Raw genomic sequence first — 22,719 nt, forward strand, 5'->3', positions numbered from 1 at the left:
AACCGCAGCAGTGAATCATTACGGTCAGCGTAATGAATGCCAGCGATGAGGCCAGTGAAAACAATAAAAATTGTGGATCAGTGAGTCAGTCCTGCATCCACCAAAAGCGTCTCCAGCGCCAACAAATCCGGCACCTTCGCCACCTGCTCCCCGACCTGCACCGCCGCCTGCTCCAGCGCACACAACGGCACGTCGACATAGCTCAACTGACTGTCGAGCTTGTACGAGCGCGGAATCCCCTGCACCAGCAGCGCGATGAACTTCAATTCCGGCCGCCCACCGAGGGCATTGAGGATGACGATCCGCGCCCGCTCGCCGATGACGATCTTGTTGCCGCACGCCGACTCGAAACTCAGCAGCGGAATCTGCCGCTCGCGCCAGGTTACCCGACCGAGATACCACGGCGGCGTATCGAGATCGAAGGCGCTCGACTGGTAGTCGATCAGCTCGGCGACGGCGACGTTGGGCAGGATCAGGTTGCGATCCGCCAGCGGCAGCAGCAGCCCGGTGAGTTGGCTGGAGCGTTGGTTGTGACGCCGTTCATGCATGTTTTTTGCTCCACAGGGCGATGCTTTCGAGCAGCACCGATTCCTGGTACGGCTTGCCGAGGTAGTCGTTGACGCCGATGGCCATCGCGCGGTCGCGGTGTTTCTGACCGGTGCGCGAGGTGATCATGATGATCGGCAGGTGTTGCAGGCGTTCGTCGTGACGCACTTGGGTCGCCACTTCGAAGCCGTCCATGCGCGGCATCTCGATGTCGAGCAGCATCAGGTCCGGCATGTGTTCTTCCAGCAGCAGCATCGCATCGACCCCGTCCTTGGCGGTCAGCACGTTCATGCCGTGGCGTTCGAGCAGACGGCTGGTGACCTTGCGCACCGTGACCGAATCATCGACCACCATCACCAGCAACGGCTTCTGCGGTTCGCTTTCGATTTCGTGACTGGCCGGACGCTGCGGCAACCGCGCCTGCATCGCGCGGATCGGCGCCAGCAGGTCAAGAATCAGCACCACCCGGCCATCGCCGAGGATCGTCGCCCCGGACACGCCCTGCACCGACGCGAACTGCGGGCCAAGGCTCTTGACCACGATCTCGCGGGTGCCGGCCATCGTGTCGACCTGCACCGCGATGTGCCGGTCGTTGCACTGCACTAGCAAGACCGGTACCGGCAGGCTCTGGCCGGACAGTTTCGGCCGGGGCGCGGTTTTCAGCAGCTCGCCCAGGTAGCACAGTTCATAACGCTGGCCGCCGTACTGATAACTCGGCGGATCGAGACGGAAATGCCCGTCCAGTTCATTCGGCAGCACGCGGACGATGCCGTCGATGGTGTTCAGCGGAATCGCGTACTGGTCCTCACCGCACTGCACCATCAGCGCACGGTTGACCGACACGGTGAACGGCAGGCGAATGCGAAAGTGCACGCCCTGCCCCGGCACCGAGTCGATGCTCATGGTGCCGCCCAGTTGCCGGACTTCCTCGTGCACCACGTCCATGCCCACACCGCGCCCGGAAATCTGGGTGATTTTCTCGGCCGTGGAAAAACCTGGCTGGAGGATGAACTGCAACACCTCGCGGTCGCTGATGTCGGCGTCCGGCGCCAGCAGACCGCGCTTGATCGCCTTGCGCCGCACGGCGTCCAGCGGCACACCGGCGCCATCGTCGCGGATGTCGAACACGATGTCGCCGCCCTCGCGGGACAGGTCGAGGCTGATCTGCCCTTGCGCCGGTTTGCCCGCCGCCAGCCGGACTTCGGCGGACTCCAGACCATGGTCGACGGCATTGCGCAGCATGTGCTCAAGCGGTGCAGCCATGCGTTCGAGAACGTTGCGGTCCATCTCGCCTTCGGCGTTGCCAACGCTGAACGCGACGTCCTTGCCCAGCTCCTCGGCGACCTGCCGGACGATGCGTTTCAAACGCGGCAACATGCGTTCGAACGGCACCATGCGCGTGCGCATCAGGCCTTCCTGCAACTCGGTGTTGATCCGGCCCTGCTGCTGCAACAGGTTCTCGGCGTCGTGGGTGCGCCGGTCGAGGGTTTCCTTCAGATCCAGCAAGTCGGAGGCAGACTCGAACAGCGCCCGTGACAACTGCTGCAATTGCGAATGGCGGTCCATTTCCAGCGGGTCGAAATCTTCGTAGCCGAGGCGTTCGGCATCCACTTGCTGACGGCTGAGGATCCGGCCCTGGGTTTCGGTGTCGAGCCGGCGCAACTGGTCGCGCATCCGCTCGATGGTGGTTTCCATCTCGTGCAGGGCGGTCTGCGCATCGCTGACTTGCTGTTCGATTCGCCCACGGAAAATCGAGGTTTCGCCGGCGAGGTTGACCAGTTCATCCAGCAGCTCGGCGGAGACCTTGACCATGTCCGCCCCGGCTTCGGGCGCCGGAGCTGCCGGCTCGACCTTGACCGCCATCGGCGGCACGGGCGCCGGAGTTGGCACAACCACCGGATGGCTGAAATTCTGGATCGCGCTGATCAGCCGGTCTGCCGGTGGGCACGGCTGGCCGGCGCGCACCGCATCGAGCATTTGCGCCAAGCGGTCATGGCCGCGCTGCAACAGCGCGAACAGTTCGGCGCTGCCTTGCAGGGTGCCGGCGGACAGGCTTTCGTAAAGGTATTCCAACTCATGGGCGAGATCGCCGATCGGGCCGATTTCCACCATCCGCGCGCCGCCCTTGAGGGTGTGCAGGTCGCGCAGCAGGGTTTCCACTTCCTGGCGATTGCCGGGCTCGGCCTGCCAGCGCAACAGCGCGGCGCCGGAGTTTTCGATGATGTCGAAACCTTCTTCGAGGAAGATTTCCAGCAGCTCCGGATCGTGTCCGGGGCCGTCCTGAGGGACTGTGGCTGGCGGCGTTTCAGGATTGGCGGAAGAGCCCTGACGGAAGCGGCGGATCGCCTCGATCAGGTCCTGCGCCGGATCCAGCGGCTGGTGCCGGTGCAACTGTTCGAGGAACTGTGCCAGACGCTCGTGGCTTTGACGCAGCAATCGGTCGAGGGCTTCGCTGTGGCTGTAACGACGATCCACCAGCCCATCATAAAGACCTTCCAGCTCATGGGCCAGATCACCGACCGCCGCCACTTCGGCCATCCGCGCCCCGCCCTTGAGCGTGTGCAAATCCCGTTGCAGCGACGACAGCGGTGCGCCGTTTTCCGGATCCTTCAGCCAGCGCTGCAAGGCTTGGCCGGCGCTGTCGAGAATGTCGACTGCCTCTTCGAGGAAGATCTCGACGATCTCGTCATCCGGCCCGCTGTCGACGCTGTGTTGTTGCAGTTCGGCGGTGGTGCTACCCAGTTCGCGAATGCTCAGGGTACGGCTGCCGTCGCTGCGGATCAGGCCCATCGCCGACGGATCGAGGCTCTCGTCGAGCAGTTCGTGCAAGGCGCGGATGCGTTGCGGTTGCGGGGTGATTTCCTGGCCGGCCGCCAGTTCGTCGAGCATGTTGATCAGCGCTTCGTGGGCTTGCTGCGCTTCATGGAAAAACCGCTCGCTGACCGCCAGGCTGCTTTCTTCGACCGCGCCGTACAGATCGAGCAAGGCTTCACACAGCACATCCACCGGCAGCAGATCCGCCAGGTGCGCGCCTTCGCCCAACGTGGTCAGCTCATCCAGTAACGCGCTAAGTTCCTGACGTTCGCCGGGGTGCTGCTGCCAGCGCTGCAAGAGGTTTTCGGCGTCGAGCAGGATGTCCATGCCCTGGGCCAGGAAGTTGTTGATCAGTTGCGGGTCGCGCTTGACCCGCAGAGCGCTGCTCGGGGCGTTGAGGATCGATTCCAGGCGCTCGCCGAGCAGGGTTTCGGTGCGTTTGATCAGCGACTGCGCGCCGACAATCGGCGCCAACGGATCGTGTTTGAGCTGACGCAGACCGACGCGGAACAGACCCTCGGCTTCGAGCAGCAGTTCCACTTCGTCGAGGTCCAGCGCCAGCTGATGGGCCTTGAATTCCCGGGCCAGTTTGTCGAGTGGTGCCGCCAGTTCGGCAATCGGTGAAACCCCCGCCATCGAGGCGCTGCCCTTGAGGGTGTGCAGCGCTCGCTGCAACTCGTCGCTGGCCTGCAACGGCACATGCTCGGCGGCCTGATCGAGAAAACGGTTGAGGCTGGCGAGGTGGGTTTCGGCTTCGTTGCGGAAAATCTCCAGCAACAGCGGGTCGAGGGCCGCGACGTCTTCCACGTCTTCGGCCGGCAGCGGTGTGTCGCCCTTGGCCAGCGCATGGGCGCGGGCCGCCAGTTGATCGACATCGTGGCGCTGACGCTGGTCGTTGGTGGCGAATTCGGCGATCAGGTCCGGCAACAGCAGCAGGGTATCGGCCAGCAACTGGCGCACCGCCGGGCCGGGTTCGACGCTGTTTTCCAGCACCCGGTTGAGCAGGTTTTCCACCGCCCAGGCCAGCTCGCCGAGGACCAGCGCGCGCACCATCCGTCCGCTGCCCTTGAGGGTGTGAAAAGCGCGGCGCAATTCACTCAGGGCGGCGCGGTCATCGGGCGCGGCAGACCAGCGCGGCAAGTATTCACTCAGCACCTCAAGCACTTCCCCGGTCTCTTCGAGGAACACTTCGCGCAGCTCGTCATCCACCGGTTCTTCGTCGGCCGGTGGCGGCAGCAGACTGCCCGGTGTGGTCAGCGCCGGCGGGTTGACCGCCGAGACCGGGCTGGCCAGCACTTCGGCCAAGGATTGCACGATCTGCGGGTCGTCCAGCGCCTGCAAATCCTGCATCACCAGCGCTTCGCTGGGGCTGAGCACATCGTCGAGCACCGGCACATGCGGCTCGCCGGGCTGTTCGTCAGGAAAGAAGCCGAGACTGGCGAGGCTTTTCTGCGCGATATCCAGCAAATGTTCGCTGGGTGCCTGCGGGTCGTCGGTCAAGCGTTCGAGGTAATACTCAAGGCTGGTGATGGCGTCGGCGAGGCTGTCGAGTTGCTGCCAGCCCGGCTCGTGAGGGTCGAGCAACAGATGCTCGCGGATAAATCCGTTGCAGGCTTCGAGCAGGCTTGCCGCACGCGCCAGCGGAATCATCGCCAGTGCGCCGCGCACCTGGGTCAGCAATGCCGGCAGGCTTTGCAGTTGCTGGCGATCCCAGTCGGCGTCGATGTAGTCGACGATCATGTCCTTGGCCTGTTGCAGGCAAATGCGCGCTTCCTTGATCACGATCTGATGGATCTGCGTCAGGTCGGTGGTCGGCAGCCGTGAGTCTTCCGGACTCTCCGGCTCGACGGTGCCAACCATCCCGGCCAGCGTCGCTTCGACGTAGAGCAAGGCGCCGGCGACGTCCATCAGCGTGGCGTCGTTCGGTTCGCGCTGACCCTGTGCGAGGCTGAGCACCACCGCCAGTTGATCGATGATCACCTTGCGCGGCTGGCCGAAACCGAGCACCGCCAGGGTGTCGGCGATCTGCCGTAGCGGCGCGAGCAGGCTGTCCAGGTCCGAGGCGTGCTGACGGTCGCTGCGCACGAACAGGTCGAGGCGTTCCTTGACCCGCACCAGTTCTTCGCACAGCGCCGCGAGCACCGAGCGCATGGCATCGCGGTCAGGGCCGGCCAGGCGGGCGCGTTCTTCGTCGACCATCGCGCTGTCGGGCAGCGCGTCGTCCAGGGAGTAGCGATCTTTCATGGTCAGCATCTGCCCGGTGGGATGTTCGGCTTTGGCGATATAAAACAGCAGGCTTTTCAGCAGATCAGGCGGTGGCGGCTGGTTGAGGCCGGGCATGCCCTGTTCGAGCAGGCGCTTGAGTTCCTTGTCGGCATCCTTGAACAGACTGCGCAGGGCCGGGCTGTTGGCGATCCGCCCTTCGCGCATGCCCTCGACCAGCGCCGAAGCGACCTGCCACAACGGGCTCAGCGGCGAGTTACCGCTGAGTGCTTCAAGCCGGGTAAAGACCTTGGCCAGATAAGCGAGATGCGTCTGGTCGTCCTGCTCGCGGAGCAATCCGACCAGCGCCATTTGCAGCATCTGGCGCAATTTGCGCAGCACGTTCGGCAACTCCGCCGGCTCCAACAGAGCCAGGGTTTCCTCGCCCAAAGGCGCCAGTTCGGGCAACTGCGGGCTGAACAGGCTGGTCTCCGACAACAGGCTTTCGCCCCGGGCGCTGCGCAAGTCGTTGATCAGCGGCAGCACCACCAGCGGCAGGTCACGGCGGGCGCCCTGCACGCGGTCGAGGTAGATCGGCAACTGACCCAGCGCCTGCAACAGCAAGTGCAGCGCTTCGTCACGATGGCTGACGCGGTCGTTCTGCAACGCTTCGACCAGGTGTTCCATCTCTTCGGCCAGCAGCGCCGCACCGTAGAACTCGACCATTTGCAGACTGCCGTGCACCTGATGGATGCAGGCCAGGCATTCGTCCAGCCCGGGCACCGACTGCGGATCGTCGAGCACCGCTTCAATGGCCTGATGCGCCTGCCTCAGCGTCTCGGCTATTTCACCCTTGACCCATTCGAGGGCCACGTAGTCGTGCCGGTCACCCATAACCACTCCGCTCGACATGGACTCGCCCGCAGGCCTCACGCCTTGTCCGCGACGGGCGCAGGCGCCGCCGGCAAGGTGAACCCGGACACCGAGCGACGCAACTGGCTGGCCATTTTCGCCAGGTTGCCGATGCTCTCGGCGGTGGCCGTGGAGCCGGACGAGGTCTGCGAGGTGATCTGCTGGATCACGTTCATCGTCAGGGAAATCTGCCCGGCCGAAGACGTCTGCTGCTGCGCCGCGTTGGAGATGCTCTGGATCAGCGCCGCGAGAGTCTTGGAAACGCCTTCGATTTCCTCCAGGGCCACACCGGCATCCTGCGCCAGCCGCGCGCCGCGCACCACTTCGGTGGTGGTCTGCTCCATGGAAATCACGGCTTCGTTGGTGTCGGTCTGGATCGCCCGCACCAGCGTCTCGATCTGCCGGGTCGCGGCGGACGAACGCTCCGCCAGCCGTTGAACTTCGTCGGCAACCACGGCAAAACCGCGCCCGGCGTCACCGGCCATCGACGCCTGGATTGCCGCGTTGAGGGCGAGGATGTTGGTCTGGTCGGCAATGTCATCGATCAGGCTGACGATGTCGCCGATTTCCTGGGACGACTCGCCCAGACGCTTGATGCGCTTGGCGGTGTCCTGGATCTGCTCGCGAATGTTGTCCATGCCGTGGATGGTGTTGTGCACCACCTCGTTGCCCTTGTTGGCGATCTCCACCGAACGCTCGGCCACTGCCGAAGATTCGGCGGCGTTGGCCGACACCTGATCGATGGACTGGGCCATGTCGCTGATCGCGGTCGAGGCTTCGGAAATCTGCTGGGCCTGATGCTCCGAGGCCTGGGCCAGGTGCATGGCGGTGGCCTGGGTTTCCTGCACCGCAGCGGCCACCTGGCCGGCGGTGAGGTTGATGGTGGCGACCAGATCGCGCAGCTGGTCGACGGAATAGTTGATCGAGTCGGCGATGGTCCCGGTGAAGTCTTCGGTCACCGAGGCGGTCACGGTCAGGTCGCCGTCGGCAAGGTCTTCGATCTCGTCGAGCAGGCGCATGATCGCGTTCTGGTTGCGTTCGTTTTTCTCGGCGGTCTCGCGCAACTGACGGTTGGTCTCCCGGACCATGACCATACCGATCAGGATGATCGAGGCCAGCGCCAGCAGGCCCAGCACATAACCGCCGATGGTGTCCGTGTTGCGCCCGCCGGCGAGGTTTTCGAAACGGCTGGCCAGGTGCGAGGCCTCATCAAGCAGGGTCTGCGACAGGCTGAAGATATTGGTGGCCGACTCACGAACCTTGAACAGCTCAGGCGAGGTTTCGAGGATTTCATCCACGGAACCTGAGACGAACTGGAACAGTTCGGAAATTTCGCTCAGACGCGCACGGGCGTCGCGGTCTTCGACCTGGCTGACTTTCAGCGCCGGGTTACCCTGCAACATGCCGTTGAGCACCTGACCGAAGCGCGCAGCATCGCGACCGAAGGCATCGGCTGCCTGCTGCGAATTTTCATCGCCCGACAGCACGGTGTTGACCGCGCCGAGAATCCGTTCGGCCAGCAGCGACTGACGCTGGGCCATCGCCACCTGCGCCGCCGGCGCGCCGCGTTGCAGGAGAATTTCCACAACCTTTTCGTATTCGATCTGCAATTGCGGCACAGTTTCGGCCAGGGTCGCGGCCACCTGATGCAGGGACAGCACGGTCTGTTCGCTGGAGAGAATCGCGTCGGTGTTTTTCAGCAGGCGTTCCCAGTCCAGCTGCACGGCGCGCATTTCCGGGCGCACGGTGGACGGCGCCGGCGGCAGGCCGGTGGCCGGATCGCCCTTCTTCAGATAACCCCAGCGCTGGGCGAAGTCGTTGCGCGCATCGCTCAACAGTTTGAACGCGGCGGCCTTGCCGGCGGCGGCTTCGGTGGCGTTCTTGGCGATCCGCTGCGACAGCACCCGCAGCTCGCCGGCGTGGCCGATGTACTGCTTGTCGTAGTTGGCCTGGGTGTTGAGGTAAGCGAAGTTGGCGAACAGCAGCATGATGAACACGATCAGTGCGATGAACAGCACGATGATCTGCGAGCGGCTGCGCGAGCCTTCTGCGGGCTTGCCTGTTTTTGCTTTGATCATCGGTCCTCGCCTGTTAAACCGCGACGTGCATGAAACTCGGTGACTGCGCCAGCGCAAACAGGCTGAACACCCGCCAGTTCTGCTCGCGCCGGAAATAGCCCTTGATGAACTCGCCTTTGGAGCCTTGCCGTTTACTGATCGAGACGGATTCGAAGCTGTCCTGCTCGAAGTGCTGCAGGCCGAAGACTTCATCGACCAGCAACCCGGCAAACACGTCCTGATGTTCTACCACCAATACCCGCCGCTGTTTGCGCATCGGTGACAGCTCATGGCCGAAAAAGCCGCACAGGTCCATGACCGGCAACAGGCGTCCGCGCAGGTTGGCCACGCCCTTGACCCACGGTTTGACGCCCGGCAACTGGGTGACGCGCAATTCGGGCAGCACTTCGCTGACTTCGCCCATCGGCGTGACATACCAGTGCTCGCCCAGACGAAAGCCGATGCCGCTCCAGCGAGCCTGGCTCGCCGGTTGCGACGGCAGGTCCGCCGCCAGCAGGCGACAGCGCTGGTCGATCTGCCACAACAGTTCGAACGCGGTCAGCGATTCGCTCATGGCGGCGCGATCAACCGGCCAGCACGTTGTTCAGGGTCTTGATCAGCGTGTCTTCGTCGACCGGTTTGGTCAGGTAGTCCTTGGCGCCCTGGCGGGTGCCCCAGACCTTGTCGGTCTCCTGATCCTTGGTGGTGATGATGATCACCGGGATGTGGCTGGTTTCCGCATCCTTGGTCAACTGACGGGTGGCCTGGAAGCCGTTGAGGCCGGGCATGACGATGTCCATCAGCACCGCGTCGGGTTTTTCCTGGCGGGCCAGGGCCACGCCGTCGGCGCCGTTTTCGGCTTTCAGCACTTCGTGCCCGTGCTTCTCCAGCATGCCGCTGAGTTTGTACATTTCGGTCGGCGAATCATCGACGATCAGGATACGTGCCATGGTCTTCCCCATTTTTCTTGTCGACACCGGGCCCGCTGGCCGAGCGTCTCTGTGCGTGTCTTACTGCGGCAAAGCGGCAGCGAAGCCCGGAACATGGGCCGAAATCGCGTCGAGCAGTTCTTCCTTGCTGAAAGGCTTGGTCAAAAATTGATCGGAACCGACAATCCGCCCCTTGGCCTTGTCGAACAGCCCGTCCCGGGACGACAGCATGATCACCGGCGTGCCCTTGAACGCGTTGTTGTTCTTGATTAAAGCGCAGGTCTGATAACCATCCAGACGCGGCATCATGATGTCGACAAAGATGATCCCGGGATGGTGGTCGGCGATCTTCGCCAAAGCGTCAAAACCGTCGATCGCGGTGATGACTTCGCACCCTGCATTTTTCAACAGGGTCTCGGCGGTGCGACGAATCGTTTTCGAGTCGTCGATCACCATGACCTTCAAGGCGCTGGACTGCTGTTCCATAAGGGGGCTCTACCGTCGCCTTTGCGAATCAATTTGTCCGTTTTGCGATGACTGATGGCTGGAAACCCTTGATGCTCAAGGGCAGGGGGCGTTCTCAGCTGGTTTCCCCTCCGCGCCGGGTCTGCTGTTGTGCAGGGCAAGGCGCGAGAAGCGTAGTTTGGTCATTCCAAATAAGCTTCGAGCAACGCAGCCCTGCACAACAGCAGGCCCGGCCCTTCGGGTTGTGCCTAAAAACGGCCCAGGCTGCGTTGCAGGCCTTGGAAAGGGAACAACCATTCCCTGCGGCCCGCGCCTTGCCTGGGCCGCTTTTAGGCGACAACGCGGAGGGGAAACCAACTGAGAACGCCCCCTGGCACGATTGGGAGCCTTTTTAGCACAGTCTCCAGACGCAATCTATCGACGGGTTTTTCCTTGACCGAAAACCCGCCCGGCGCCACTCTGGCGGCACTTTTTTCATACCGATCCGGTAGCCAATTTTCGAGGAAAACCCAATGAGCGTTCGCGTCGGGATTGTCATGGACCCTATCGCCAGCATTTCCTATAAAAAGGATAGCTCGCTGGCCATGCTGCTGGCGGCGCAGAAGCGCGGCTGGGAACTGTTCTATATGGAACAGAAAGACCTTTATCAGGGTGAAGGCCAGGCACGGGCGCGGATGAAGCCGCTGAAAATCTTCGCCAACCCGGAAAAATGGTTCGAACTGGGCACCGAGCAGGATTCGCTGCTCAGCGACCTGAACGTGATCCTGATGCGCAAGGATCCACCGTTCGACATGGAGTTCGTCTACTCCACCTACCTGCTCGAACAGGCCGAATCCGCCGGGGTGCTGGTGGTCAACAAGCCGCAGAGCCTGCGCGACTGCAACGAAAAACTGTTCGCCACGCTGTTCCCGCAGTGCACGCCGCCAACCGTGGTCAGCCGCCGCGCCGACGTGCTGCGCGAATTCGCCGCCAAACATGGCGACGTGATCCTTAAGCCGCTGGACGGCATGGGCGGCACCTCGATTTTCCGTCACCGTGCCGGCGACCCGAACCTGTCGGTGATCCTGGAAACCCTGACCGCCCTCGGCGCCCAGCAGATCATGGGCCAGGCCTACCTGCCGGCGATCAAGGACGGCGACAAGCGCATTCTGATGATCGACGGCGAGCCGGTGGATTACTGCCTGGCGCGGATTCCGGCCCAGGGCGAAACCCGTGGCAACCTTGCGGCCGGGGGCCGTGGTGAAGCCCGTCCGTTGACCGACAAGGATCGCTGGATCGCCGCCCAGGTCGGCCCGACCTTGCGCGAAAAAGGCCTGCTGTTCGTCGGCCTGGACGTGATCGGTGAACACCTGACCGAAATCAACGTCACCAGCCCGACCTGCATCCGCGAAATCGACAATGCCTTCGGCACCGACATCGGCGGCCTGCTGATGGATGCGATCGAGAAAAAGCTGCAAGCTTGATGTGCATCACATGCAGCCTGTCGCTTGATGCTTGAAGCCCAAGGCGTGAAACCAACATTGCGTTATCATGCGCGGCCTGTGAAAAACGCGATGTTGGTTTTCTTGTCATGACACTTCCGTCCGATCTGCCCGCTGAACTCGCCCATAACGGCGTGCGCCCGGTCGATCGCCTCGGATTTACCCTGTTTCTCGCCGCACTGATCCATCTGGCGCTGCTGCTCGGCGTGGGTTTCACCATGGTCGAGCCCAAACAGATCAGCAAAACCCTGGAAATCACCCTCGCCACCTTCAAGAGCGAAAAGAAGCCGGCGAAGGCTGACTTCCTCGCCCAGGAAAACCAGGAAGGCAGCGGCACCCTCGACAAGAAGGCGATCCCCAAGACCACCGAGGTCGCGCCTTTCCAGGCAAATGAAGTCAAGAAAGTCACTCCGCCGCCGGCCGCCAAGCCGGAAGTGCAGGAAGCCGCGCCCAAGGCGGCCGTGACCACCGTCGCGCCAAAACCGAAAAAGGCGCCGACCAAAAAAGAAGAGGCGAAGACCGAGACCAAACCGACGGTCGATGCCCCGACTTTCGACAGCTCGCAGCTCTCCAGCGACATCGCCAGCCTCGAAGCGGAACTGGCCAACGAACAACAGCTGTACGCCAAGCGCCCGCGTATCCACCGCCTGAGCGCCGCGTCGACCATGCGCGACAAGGGCGCCTGGTACAAGGACGAGTGGCGCAAGAAGGTCGAGCGCATCGGCAACCTCAATTACCCCGACGAAGCCCGGCGCAAGCAGATCTACGGCAATCTGCGCCTGATGGTGTCGATCAACCGCGACGGCTCGCTGTATGAAGTGCTGGTGCTGGAGTCTTCCGGCCAGCCGCTGCTGGATCAGGCAGCGCAGCGCATCGTGCGGCTGGCGGCACCGTTCGCACCGTTTACCGGGGATCTGTCGGACATCGACCGGCTGGAAATCATCCGCACCTGGAAATTCGCCCGGGGCGACAAGCTCTCGAGCAACTGACACACCGCAGCCCCCCTGTGGGAGCAAGCCCGCTCCCACATTTGATCTACGTTGTTCTCTGATCCTCAGCTTGTCAGTTTGCCCCTTCAACGCCACACTAGCGCACATGAAAAACGTCAGCCCCAGCTACCTCAAGCATCACTTCCTGATCGCCATGCCACACATGGCCGACCCGAACTTTGCCCACACCTTGACCTACATCGTCGAGCACACGGCCAATGGCGCCATGGGGCTGGTGGTCAACCGACCGCAAGAGCTGAATCTGGCCGACATCCTCGAACAATTGCGCCCGGACATCGATCCGCCAGCGCTGTGCCAGCATGTGCCGATCTTCATCGGCGGCCCGGTGCAGACCGATCGCGGTTTTGTCCTGCACCCGGCGGGCAAGACCTTCCAGGCCACCGTCGAGCTGGAGGGCGATCTGGCCCTGTCCACCTCGCAGGACGTGCTGTTCGCCATCGCCGATGGCGTGGGCCCGGCCAAAAGCGTCATCACCCTCGGTTATGCCGGTTGGGAAGCCGGTCAGCTGGAGGCCGAACTGGCCGACAACGCCTGGCTGACCTGCCCGTACGACGCCGACATCCTGTTCAACACCAGCAGTGAACTGCGCCTCGAAGCGGCGGCCAGGCATCTGGGGATCAACCTCAGCCTGCTGACCAGCCAGGCAGGACACGCCTGATGGCCCTGCGCCTGATCCTCGGCTTCGACTACGGCACCAAACAGATCGGCGTGGCGGTCGGCCAGGTGATTACCGGCCAGGCCCGCGAACTGTGCACCTTGAAGGCGCAAAACGGTGTGCCGGACTGGAATCAGGTCGAAGCCCTGATAAAGGAATGGAAACCCGACGCCGTGGTGGTCGGCCTGCCGCTGAACATGGACGGCACGCCCAGCGAGATGTGCGCCCGCGCCGAGAAATTCGCCCGACGCCTCAACGGCCGCTTCAACCTGCCTTTCTATACCCACGACGAACGCCTGACGACCTTCGAAGCCAAGGGCGAGCGACTGGTGCGCGGCGGACAGAAAGGCAGCTACCGCGACAACCCGGTGGACGCCATCGCCGCCGCCCTGCTGCTGCAAGGCTGGCTCGACGAAAACACCGCACTATTTGAATCCTGACAAGCGCTACGGCGCTTTTCTTTTGGTTACAACCCGAGCCACGGTTCGCGAGAACCGGCTCGACCCCAAGAAGGAGCAACCATGAGCCTGCCCAATCCCGCCGATCTGATCAGCCAGATGGCGACCCGCCTCAAGGCGCACCTTGCCCAGCGTGATATCAGCGAACCGCGTTACATCGGCATCCGCACCGGCGGCGTCTGGGTCGCCCAGGCCCTGCTCGCAGAGCTGGGCAGCGACGCGCCATTGGGCACGCTGGATGTTTCCTTCTACCGCGACGACTTCAGCCAGAACGGCCTGCACCCGCAGGTGCGCCCGTCCGCCCTGCCCTTCGAAATCGAAGGCCAGCATCTGGTGCTGATCGACGACGTACTGATGAGCGGCCGGACCATCCGCGCCGCCATGAACGAACTGTTCGACTACGGCCGCCCGGCCAGCGTGACGCTGGTCTGTCTGCTGGACCTGGACGCCGGCGAACTGCCGATCCGCCCGAACGTGGTCGGCGCGACCCTGTCGCTGGCCGCCCACGAGCGGGTCAAGCTGTCCGGGCCGGAGCTGGCCCTCGAACTGCAAGACCTTGCCCTTTAATCCGCCCTATTGAGAGTCCCCCTCGCGATGACGCCTCTAGATACCAAGCGCCCGCTGCAGCTCAATGATCAGGGCCAGCTGCGCCACTTCCTCTCGCTCGACGGCCTGCGCCGCGAGTTGCTGACGGAAATCCTCGACACCGCCGACTCGTTCCTCGAAGTCGGTGCCCGGGCCGTGAAGAAGGTCCCGCTGCTGCGCGGCAAGACCGTGTGCAACGTGTTCTTCGAAAACTCGACCCGCACCCGCACCACCTTCGAACTGGCGGCCCAGCGGCTGTCGGCGGACGTGATCACCCTGAACGTGTCGACCTCGTCGGCCAGCAAGGGCGAAACCCTGCTCGACACCCTGCGCAACCTGGAAGCCATGGCCGCCGACATGTTCGTCGTGCGCCACGGTGACTCCGGTGCTGCGCACTTCATTGCCGAGCATGTCTGCCCGCAGGTGGCGATCATCAACGGTGGCGACGGCCGGCACGCGCACCCGACCCAGGGCATGCTCGACATGCTGACCATCCGCCGCCACAAGGGCGGTTTCGAGAACCTCTCGGTGGCCATCGTCGGCGACATCCTGCACTCGCGGGTGGCGCGCTCGAACATGCTCGCCCTGAAAACCCTCGGCTGCCCGGACATCCGTGTGATCGCGCCGAAGACCCTGCTGCCGATCGGCATCGAGCAGTACGGCGTGAAGGTCTACACCGACATGACCGAAGGCCTGAAAGACGTCGACGTGGTGATCATGCTGCGCCTGCAGCGTGAGCGCATGACCGGTGGCCTGCTGCCGAGCGAAGGCGAGTTCTACCGCCTGTTCGGCCTGACCACCGCGCGCCTGGCCGGCGCCAAGCCCGATTGCATCGTCATGCACCCGGGGCCGATCAACCGTGGGGTGGAGATCGAGTCGGCGGTGGCCGACGGCCCGCACTCGGTGATCCTCAATCAAGTCACCTACGGCATCGCGATCCGTATGGCTGTGTTGTCGATGGCCATGAGCGGGCAAACGGCGCAACGTCAATTCGAGCAGGAGAACGCCCAGTGAAGCTCAGCATTCTCGGCGCCCGCGTCATCGATCCAAGCAGCGGCCTGGATCAAATCACCGATATTCACGTTGAAGCCTGCAAGATCGTCGCCCTCGGCGCGGCCCCTGCCGGTTTCACCGCCGTCGAAACCATCGACGCCACAGGCCTTGTTGCCGCTCCAGGCCTCGTAGACCTGAACGTCGCCCTGCGCGAGCCGGGCTACAGCCGCAAAGGCACCATCGCCAGCGAAACCCGCGCCGCAGCGGCCGGCGGCGTGACCAGCCTGTGCTGCCCGCCGAAAACCAAACCGGTGCTCGACACCTCCGCCGTGGCCGAGCTGATCCTCGACCGCGCCCGCGAGGCCGGCAACACCAAGGTGTTCCCGATCGGCGCGCTGAGCAAAGGTCTGGATGGCGAACAACTGGCCGAGCTGGTCGCCCTGCGCGACGCCGGTTGCGTAGCATTCGGCAACGGCCTCGAAAGTTTCCGCAACACCCGCACCCTGTGCCGGGCGCTGGATTACGCGGCGACCTTCGACCTGACGGTGATTTTCAACTCGCAGGATCACGACCTCGCCGACGGTGGCCTGGCCCACGAAGGCGCCACCGCCAGTTTCCTCGGCCTGCCGGGGATTCCCGAAACCGCTGAAACCGTGGCCCTGGCCCGTGATCTGCTGCTGGTCGAGCAGACTGGCGTACGTGCGCACTTCAGCCAGCTGACCAGCGCTCGCGGTGTGGCCCTGATCGCTCAGGCCCAGGCCCGTGGTTTGAAAGTCACGGCGGATGTCGCCCTGTATCAGCTGATCCTGACGGACGAAGCGCTGATCGACTTCAGCAGCCTGTATCACGTGCAACCGCCGCTGCGCACCCGCGCCGATCGCGACGGCCTGCGTGAAGCGGTAAAGTCCGGCGTGGTCTCGGCGATTTCCAGCCATCACCAGCCCCATGAACGCGATGCGAAACTGGCGCCATTCGGCGCGACCGAGCCAGGTATCAGCAGCGTCGAACTGTTGCTGCCGCTGGCGATGACACTGGTGGAAGATGGCCTGCTGGATCTGCCGACCCTGCTGGCCCGCCTGAGCGCCGGCCCGGCCGAGGCCCTGCGCCTGCCGGCGGGCAAACTGGCGGTGGGTGGCGCGGCAGATATCGTGCTGTTCGATCCGAAGGCTTCGACCGTTGCCGGCGAAACCTGGCTGTCGAAGGGCGAGAACTGCCCGTTCCTCGGCCATAGCCTGCCGGGTGTGGTGCGTTACACCTTGGTGGATGGCCGGATCAGCCACCAGGCGTAAAAAAATGGCGAGGGAGCCTGCTCCCTCGCCATCACTTACTGAAAGGCGCCCCGCCCTTCGGCATTACGCACGGACACCTGATCGTTCAGCGTCCAGAAGTCATACAGCACCCCCAGAAAGAACAGCCCGCCGGTCAGCAGATACACCACCCCGCTGATCCACTTGCCCTGATACATCCGGTGCACGCCGAGCGCGCCGAGGAAGGTCAGCAGGATCCACGCCACGTTGTACTCGATCGGCCCCGCCGTGAAACGCAGGTCGGCTTCGCGATCCATCGCCGGGATCAGGAACACGTCGATCAACCAGCCGATCCCCAGCAACCCGAAGGTGAAAAACCAGATCGTGCCGGTCACCGGTTTGCCGTAATAGAAGCGGTGAGAGCCTGTGAAACCGAAAATCCACAACAGGTAGCCGATCACCTTGCTATGGGTGTCTTTTTCCTTCACACGGGGCAGCTGATAGCCGTTCATTAAGACCTCGATACACGCGATAGATAAATATTCTTTAATTCTTTGTGACTTTTTTACAGGTAGCCGACGTATGGCAAATGCTACCGTGTCTCCCGTCAAAGCCTTATAGCACCGGACTTCTGTCCGACAATTGCGTCTTTTTGCCGCTTATTTGGTTCCGTTGGCACCCGATTGAATCGACCAACGGCCTCGGAAGTGACAAAAAAGCTGTTATAAAGTTGCGCGCTAACACACCAAGAGCCCTGCCTAATGCGTCCATTTTTCAAGACATGGCTAACCATTTGCCTATTAATGCCACTGGCCGCCCACGCCACCAATCGTGAGCAACGTCTTCCAAACGTTAACGGTTTCACCCCCAAATCCCATGCCTCTGCTCCTTCGAACAAAGGCAAACAGGTCAAACACACCACGCTGAGCAGCAACGGCCGCAGCAAGCTGGTGCCACCGATGGCGACCAAGGAAAGCAGCAACGTCCTGAGTCGCGCGGTAAACGTCCTCGGTACGCCATACCGTTGGGGCGGCAGCAGCCCGAGCAAAGGCTTCGACTGCAGCGGTCTGGTGAAATACGCGTTTAACGACGCCACGTTCGACCTGCCACGCACCTCGAACGCCATGGCCAGCGGTCACGGCGAGAAAGTCGAACGCAAGGACCTGAAGCCGGGCGACCTGATTTTCTTCAACATCAAGAGCCGTCGGGTCAATCACGTTGCCATCTACCTGGGCAACGACCGTTTCATCCATGCGCCACGGCGCGGCAAGTCGGTGAGCATCGACACACTGAACAAGCCGTACTGGGAAAAGCATTACGTGGTGGCCAAACGCGTATTGCCGAAGGAACAGGGGCAGATGCGCGTCGTTCAGCGCTAAGTTGACTGATCCAGGATTTGCTTAACCAGTACGGCCCCCTTCGCGAGCAAGCCCGCTCCCACATCGAACCGCATTCCAATGTGGGAGCGGGCTTGCTCGCGAAGGGGCCGGTGGTAACACCGAAAATACCCCTCAGAAATTATCTGGCGTGCGCGCCTTCTCCCGCGCATGTTCGCGGCTGATCAAGCCCTTGGTCACCAGATCCTTCAGGCACATGTCGAGAGTCTGCATCCCCAGCGACCCGCCGGTCTGTATCGCCGAATACATCTGCGCCACCTTGTCCTCGCGGATCAGGTTACGGATCGCCGACGTGCCCAGCATGATCTCGTGCGCCGCCACCCGGCCGCCGCCGATCTTCTTGATCAGCGTCTGCGACACCACCGCCAGCAACGACTCCGACAGCATCGAGCGCACCATGGACTTTTCGTCCCCGGGGAACACGTCCACCACCCGGTCGATGGTCTTGGCCGCCGACGTGGTGTGCAAGGTGCCAAACACCAGATGCCCGGTCTCGGCGGCGGTCAGCGCCAGGCGAATGGTTTCCAGATCCCGCATCTCACCCACCAGGATCACGTCCGGGTCTTCACGCAGTGCCGAACGCAATGCGGTGGCGAAACTGCGGGTATCGCGATGGACTTCGCGCTGATTGATCAGGCATTTGCGCGATTCGTGGACGAATTCGATCGGATCTTCGATGGTCAGGATGTGGTGATGGCGATGGGTGTTGAGGTAATCGATCATCGCCGCCAGGGTCGTGGACTTGCCGGAACCGGTCGGCCCGGTCACCAGCACCAGCCCGCGCGGCGCATCGGTGATCTTGCGAAAGACGTCACCCATGGCGAGGTCTTCCATGCTCAGCACTTTCGACGGAATGGTCCGGAACACCGCGCCAGCGCCACGGTTCTGGTTGAAGGCATTGACCCGGAAGCGCGCCACGCCGGGGACTTCGAAGGAAAAGTCGGTTTCCAGATGTTTCTCGAAGTCCACCCGCTGGGTGTCGTTCATGATGTCGTAGATCAGTTCGTGCACTTGCTTGTGATCCAGCGCCGGCAGATTGATCCGCCGCACATCGCCATCCACGCGGATCATCGGCGGCAGACCAGCCGACAGGTGCAGGTCGGAAGCGCCCTGTTTGGCGCTGAAGGCCAGCAGTTCAGTGATATCCATAGCGTCCCTCAATTCCAGTAGAATGCCGCGAACCTTCAGACCGCTGGCGCCAAATCCTTCCTGAAAAGTAGCCGAACGAAGATCAGGCAAGGCAAAAGTCAGCGAAGAAGCGGAGTTGACGTCAGTCAATGAGCATTCTGAGGTGACTTTTAACGCCGCATGATCGAGTGCAGGCACTTTTCAGGCAGGATTTGATGTCCACGATAGCAGACAACATCTCACTGGTTAGTTCGCGAATCCAGGCAGCCGTCAAAGCCGCCGGACGCGATGAAAACAGCGTCCAGCTGCTGGCCGTGAGCAAGACCAAACCGGCCGAAGCCTTGCGCGAAGCGTATGCCGCCGGCCTGCGCGACTTCGGCGAGAACTATCTGCAGGAGGCCTTGGGCAAACAGCTCGAACTGGCCGACCTGCCCTTGATCTGGCACTTCATCGGCCCCATTCAGTCGAACAAGACCCGCTCGATTGCCGAGCATTTCGCCTGGGTGCACTCCGTGGATCGTCTGAAAATCGCCCAACGCCTGTCCGAGCAACGCCCCGCTGATCTGCCGCCACTGAACATCTGCATTCAGGTCAACGTCAGCGGTGAGGCCAGCAAGTCCGGCTGCACGCCGCAAGACCTGCCGGCGCTGGCCCAGGCCATCAGCGCCCTGCCACGTCTGAAGCTGCGCGGACTGATGGCGATTCCCGAGCCGACCGAAGATCGCGCCGAGCAGGACGCTGCATTCGCTGCCGTTCAGAAGTTGCAGACCAGCCTCGATCTGCCGCTCGACACACTTTCCATGGGCATGAGCCACGACCTCGAGTCGGCCATTGCCCAGGGCGCGACCTGGGTCCGTATCGGTACGGCCCTGTTCGGCGCCCGCGACTATTCCCAATCTTGAACATTTCCAGATAAGGACCTGACATGAGCAACACGCGTATTGCCTTTATCGGTGCCGGCAACATGGCCGCCAGCCTGATCGGCGGCCTGCGGGCCAAGGGTCTGGAAGCTGCACGGATTCGCGCCAGCGATCCGGGTGAAGAAACCCGCAACCGGGTCAGCGCCGAACACGGCATCGAAACCTTCGCCGACAACGCCCAGGCCATCGACGGTGCCGACGTGGTGGTACTGGCGGTCAAGCCACAAGCCATGAAAGCCGTGTGCGAAGCGATTCGCCCGAGCCTGAAACCGAATCAACTGGTGGTCTCCATCGCCGCCGGCATCACTTGCGCCAGCATGACCGCATGGCTCGGCGAGCAGCCGATCGTGCGCTGCATGCCGAACACCCCGGCGCTACTGCGTCAGGGCGTGAGCGGTTTGTACGCCACCAGCGCAGTGAGTGCCGAACAACGCCAACAGGCTGAAGAACTGCTGTCCGCCGTGGGTATCGCCCTGTGGCTGAACGAAGAGCAGCAACTGGACGCGGTCACTGCGGTCTCCGGTTCCGGCCCGGCGTACTTTTTCCTGCTGATCGAAGCCATGACCGCCGCCGGCGTCAAACTCGGCCTGCCGAAGGAAACCGCCGAGCAACTGACCTTGCAGACCGCTCTGGGCGCCGCGCATATGGCCGTATCCAGCGATGTCGACGCTGCCGAACTGCGCCGCCGCGTGACCTCGCCGGCCGGCACCACGGAAGCGGCGATCAAATCGTTCCAGGCCGGCGGCTTCGAAGCCCTGGTGGAAAAAGCACTCGGCGCCGCCGCGCACCGCTCGGCCGAAATGGCCGAACAACTGGGCAAATAAGGAGCCTTACATGATTGGATTGAACACCGCAGCGGTCTATGTGCTGCAAACCCTCGGCAGCCTGTACCTGCTGATCGTGCTGCTGCGCTTCGTCCTGCAACTGGTGCGGGCGAACTTCTACAACCCGCTGTGCCAGTTTGTGGTCAAGGCCACGCAGCCGCTGCTCAAGCCACTGCGCCGGATCATCCCGAGCATGTTCAGCCTCGACATGTCGTCGCTGGTGCTGGCGATTCTCGTGCAACTGGCGCTGATGGCGCTGACCCTGCTGCTGACCTACGGCACCACCGGCAACCCGCTGCAACTGCTGATCTGGTCGCTGATCGGCGTGACGGCGCTGTTCCTGAAGATTTTCTTCTGGGCCATGATCATCAGCATCATCCTGTCCTGGGTCGCACCGGGCAGCCACAATCCGGGCGCCGAACTGGTGAACCAGATCTGTGAACCGGCCCTGGCGCCGTTCCGTCGCATCGTGCCGAACCTCGGCGGTCTCGACCTGTCGCCGATCTTCGCCTTCCTCGTGCTGAAGCTGATCGACATGCTGGTGATCAACAACCTCGCGGCGATGACGATGATGCCGGAAATCCTGCGCCTGCTGATGTGAGCTGGTTTCGCTGGGACGGTGACGATCTGATTCTGGAATGTCACCTGCAACCGGCCGCCCGTAGCGATGATTTCTGCGGGCTGCACGGTGATCGCCTGAAGATCCGCCTGACCGCCCCGCCGGTCGAGGGCAAGGCCAATGCGTATCTTATGGGGTTTCTGGCCAAGGCTTTTGGGGTTTCCAAAAGTCAGGTCAGCCTGATCGGCGGCGAGTTGAACCGGCAGAAGCGAGTGCGCATCAGCGCACCGAAAAAGCTGCCGGATCTGCCGGGGCTCTACCGCCCCTGATCGTTGCTTGCCGCTAACCCCACCGGTCTTTAGACTTACGCCTCATTTCAACGAGAGCAGGGTCGATGCCAGCTGCCTTTCCCCCCGATTCTGTTGGTCTGGTGACGCCGCAAACGGCGCACTTCAGCGAACCGCTGGCCCTGGCCTGCGGCCGTTCGCTGGCCGATTATGACCTGATCTACGAAACCTACGGCACGCTGAACGCGCAAGCGAGCAACGCCGTGCTGATCTGCCACGCCCTGTCCGGCCACCACCACGCTGCGGGTTACCACAGCGTCGACGACCGCAAGCCCGGTTGGTGGGACAGCTGCATCGGCCCCGGCAAACCGATCGACACCAACAAGTTCTTCGTGGTCAGCCTGAACAACCTCGGCGGTTGCAACGGGTCCACCGGCCCGAGCAGCCTCAACCCGGAAACCGGCAAGCCGTTCGGCGCCGACTTCCCGGTGCTCACCGTGGAAGACTGGGTGCACAGCCAGGCGCGCCTGGCCGACCTGCTCGGCATCGGCCAGTGGGCCGCGGTGATCGGCGGCAGCCTTGGCGGCATGCAGGCGCTGCAATGGACCATCACTTACCCGGATCGCGTGCGCCACTGCCTGGCCATCGCCTCGGCCCCCAAGCTGTCGGCGCAGAACATCGCCTTCAACGAAGTGGCGCGCCAGGCGATCCTCACCGACCCGGAATTCCACGGTGGCTCGTTCCAGGAACAGGGCGTGATCCCCAAGCGCGGCCTGATGCTGGCGCGGATGGTCGGACACATCACCTACCTGTCCGACGATTCCATGGGCGAGAAATTCGGCCGCGGCCTGAAGAGCGAAAAGCTCAACTACGACTTCCACAGTGTCGAGTTCCAGGTCGAAAGCTACCTGCGCTATCAGGGCGAAGAGTTCTCCGGGCGCTTCGATGCCAACACCTATCTGTTGATGACCAAGGCGCTGGATTACTTCGATCCGGCGGCGAACTTCAACGATAACCTGGCGAAAACCTTCGAAGGTGCGAAAGCGAAATTCTGCGTGATGTCGTTCACCACCGACTGGCGCTTCTCCCCGGCCCGTTCGCGGGAACTGGTGGACGCGTTGATGGCCGCACGCAAGGACGTCAGTTACCTGGAAATCGACGCACCGCAAGGCCACGACGCCTTCCTGATTCCGATCCCGCGTTATTTGCAGGCGTTCGGCAATTACATGAACCGCATTACGTTGTGAGAA

General features: G+C 62.8%; 21 protein-coding genes. 13 read left to right on the top strand and 8 right to left on the bottom strand.

Annotated elements, in window-relative coordinates; genetic code table 11:
• Window positions 1-77: 77 nt before the first annotated feature.
• From KJY40_RS28515 to pilG, 6 genes are read right to left on the bottom strand one after another with little or no spacing between them, the layout of a single operon-like run.
• Complete coding sequence (locus KJY40_RS28515; protein ID WP_230734002.1) at window positions 78-548, bottom strand: chemotaxis protein CheW; 471 nt, start codon at window positions 546-548, stop codon at window positions 78-80.
• Window positions 541-6,456, bottom strand: a complete 5,916-nt coding sequence (locus KJY40_RS28520; RefSeq protein WP_230734004.1) for an Hpt domain-containing protein — start codon at window positions 6,454-6,456, stop codon at window positions 541-543. Before KJY40_RS28520 ends, KJY40_RS28515 begins: the two co-directional genes overlap by 8 nt.
• 35 nt (window positions 6,457-6,491) lie before the next feature.
• Window positions 6,492-8,552 carry a methyl-accepting chemotaxis protein gene (locus tag KJY40_RS28525; RefSeq protein ID WP_085608862.1) on the bottom strand — a complete coding sequence of 687 codons (2,061 nt, stop codon included), beginning with the start codon at window positions 8,550-8,552 and terminating at the stop codon, window positions 6,492-6,494.
• Between the two features lie 13 nt (window positions 8,553-8,565).
• Window positions 8,566-9,105 (bottom strand): chemotaxis protein CheW, encoded by a 540-nt coding sequence (locus tag KJY40_RS28530; protein ID WP_230734006.1) that lies wholly within the window; start codon window positions 9,103-9,105, stop codon window positions 8,566-8,568.
• Between the two features lie 10 nt (window positions 9,106-9,115).
• Entirely contained in the window at window positions 9,116-9,481 is a 366-nt protein-coding gene (pilH, locus tag KJY40_RS28535; RefSeq protein WP_230734008.1) for a twitching motility response regulator PilH, read from the bottom strand.
• A 60-nt stretch (window positions 9,482-9,541) separates the two neighbouring features.
• Window positions 9,542-9,946: a twitching motility response regulator PilG gene (pilG, locus tag KJY40_RS28540; protein ID WP_007953330.1), complete on the bottom strand. Its 405-nt coding sequence runs from the start codon at window positions 9,944-9,946 to the stop codon at window positions 9,542-9,544.
• A gap of 491 nt (window positions 9,947-10,437) precedes the next feature.
• Here pilG and gshB point away from each other — a divergent pair, with 491 nt between their 5' ends.
• The 7 genes from gshB (at window position 10,438) to KJY40_RS28575 (ending at window position 16,396) form a co-directional block, all read left to right on the top strand.
• On the top strand, window positions 10,438-11,388 hold the full coding sequence (gene gshB, locus KJY40_RS28545) for a glutathione synthase (protein ID WP_230734009.1): 951 nt from the start codon (window positions 10,438-10,440) through the stop codon (window positions 11,386-11,388).
• 107 nt (window positions 11,389-11,495) lie between these two features.
• Window positions 11,496-12,395, top strand: coding sequence for an energy transducer TonB (locus KJY40_RS28550; protein ID WP_230734010.1), 900 nt, complete (start codon window positions 11,496-11,498; stop codon window positions 12,393-12,395).
• A gap of 106 nt (window positions 12,396-12,501) precedes the next feature.
• Window positions 12,502-13,074: a YqgE/AlgH family protein gene (locus KJY40_RS28555; RefSeq protein ID WP_011336368.1), complete on the top strand. Its 573-nt coding sequence runs from the start codon at window positions 12,502-12,504 to the stop codon at window positions 13,072-13,074.
• A complete protein-coding gene (gene ruvX / locus KJY40_RS28560) occupies window positions 13,074-13,511 on the top strand; it encodes a Holliday junction resolvase RuvX (RefSeq protein ID WP_007953334.1) in 438 nt (145 codons plus the stop codon). The genes KJY40_RS28555 and ruvX overlap by 1 nt, the downstream gene beginning before the upstream one ends.
• Before the next feature lie 81 nt (window positions 13,512-13,592).
• A complete protein-coding gene (gene pyrR / locus KJY40_RS28565; RefSeq protein ID WP_007953335.1) occupies window positions 13,593-14,096 on the top strand; it encodes a bifunctional pyr operon transcriptional regulator/uracil phosphoribosyltransferase PyrR in 504 nt (167 codons plus the stop codon).
• Window positions 14,097-14,123: 27 nt separating this feature from the next.
• Entirely contained in the window at window positions 14,124-15,128 is a 1,005-nt protein-coding gene (locus KJY40_RS28570) for an aspartate carbamoyltransferase catalytic subunit (RefSeq protein ID WP_007913665.1), read from the top strand.
• A complete protein-coding gene (locus KJY40_RS28575) occupies window positions 15,125-16,396 on the top strand; it encodes a dihydroorotase (RefSeq protein WP_085611974.1) in 1,272 nt (423 codons plus the stop codon). Before KJY40_RS28570 ends, KJY40_RS28575 begins: the two co-directional genes overlap by 4 nt.
• Before the next feature lie 35 nt (window positions 16,397-16,431).
• Here the strand turns inward: KJY40_RS28575 and KJY40_RS28580 are convergent, their stop codons facing one another.
• A complete protein-coding gene (locus tag KJY40_RS28580; RefSeq protein WP_127800400.1) occupies window positions 16,432-16,866 on the bottom strand; it encodes an NINE protein in 435 nt (144 codons plus the stop codon).
• 249 nt (window positions 16,867-17,115) lie between these two features.
• On the opposite strand from KJY40_RS28580, the gene KJY40_RS28585 reads away from it, so the two are divergent.
• Window positions 17,116-17,733, top strand: coding sequence for a C40 family peptidase (locus tag KJY40_RS28585; RefSeq protein WP_007953345.1), 618 nt, complete (start codon window positions 17,116-17,118; stop codon window positions 17,731-17,733).
• Between the two features lie 132 nt (window positions 17,734-17,865).
• Here the strand turns inward: KJY40_RS28585 and KJY40_RS28590 are convergent, their stop codons facing one another.
• The gene (locus KJY40_RS28590) at window positions 17,866-18,900 is read right to left on the bottom strand and encodes a type IV pilus twitching motility protein PilT (protein WP_007953348.1); all 1,035 of its coding nucleotides are present in this window, start codon (window positions 18,898-18,900) and stop codon (window positions 17,866-17,868) included.
• A gap of 194 nt (window positions 18,901-19,094) precedes the next feature.
• Between KJY40_RS28590 and KJY40_RS28595 the strand changes: the two genes are divergently transcribed.
• The 5 genes from KJY40_RS28595 (at window position 19,095) to metX (ending at window position 22,716) form a co-directional block, all read left to right on the top strand.
• Complete coding sequence (locus KJY40_RS28595; RefSeq protein ID WP_230734011.1) at window positions 19,095-19,781, top strand: YggS family pyridoxal phosphate-dependent enzyme; 687 nt, start codon at window positions 19,095-19,097, stop codon at window positions 19,779-19,781.
• Window positions 19,782-19,804: 23 nt separating this feature from the next.
• The gene (proC, locus tag KJY40_RS28600; protein WP_007953353.1) at window positions 19,805-20,623 is read left to right on the top strand and encodes a pyrroline-5-carboxylate reductase; all 819 of its coding nucleotides are present in this window, start codon (window positions 19,805-19,807) and stop codon (window positions 20,621-20,623) included.
• A 10-nt stretch (window positions 20,624-20,633) separates the two neighbouring features.
• On the top strand, window positions 20,634-21,224 hold the full coding sequence (locus KJY40_RS28605) for a YggT family protein (protein WP_230734012.1): 591 nt from the start codon (window positions 20,634-20,636) through the stop codon (window positions 21,222-21,224).
• The gene (locus KJY40_RS28610) at window positions 21,221-21,511 is read left to right on the top strand and encodes a DUF167 domain-containing protein (protein WP_230734013.1); all 291 of its coding nucleotides are present in this window, start codon (window positions 21,221-21,223) and stop codon (window positions 21,509-21,511) included. Before KJY40_RS28605 ends, KJY40_RS28610 begins: the two co-directional genes overlap by 4 nt.
• Before the next feature lie 65 nt (window positions 21,512-21,576).
• Complete coding sequence (gene metX, locus KJY40_RS28615) at window positions 21,577-22,716, top strand: homoserine O-succinyltransferase MetX (protein WP_134022578.1); 1,140 nt, start codon at window positions 21,577-21,579, stop codon at window positions 22,714-22,716.
• Window positions 22,717-22,719: the final 3 nt, after the last annotated feature.

Source organism: Pseudomonas fitomaticsae (assembly GCF_021018765.1).
GTDB lineage: Bacteria > Pseudomonadota > Gammaproteobacteria > Pseudomonadales > Pseudomonadaceae > Aquipseudomonas > Aquipseudomonas fitomaticsae.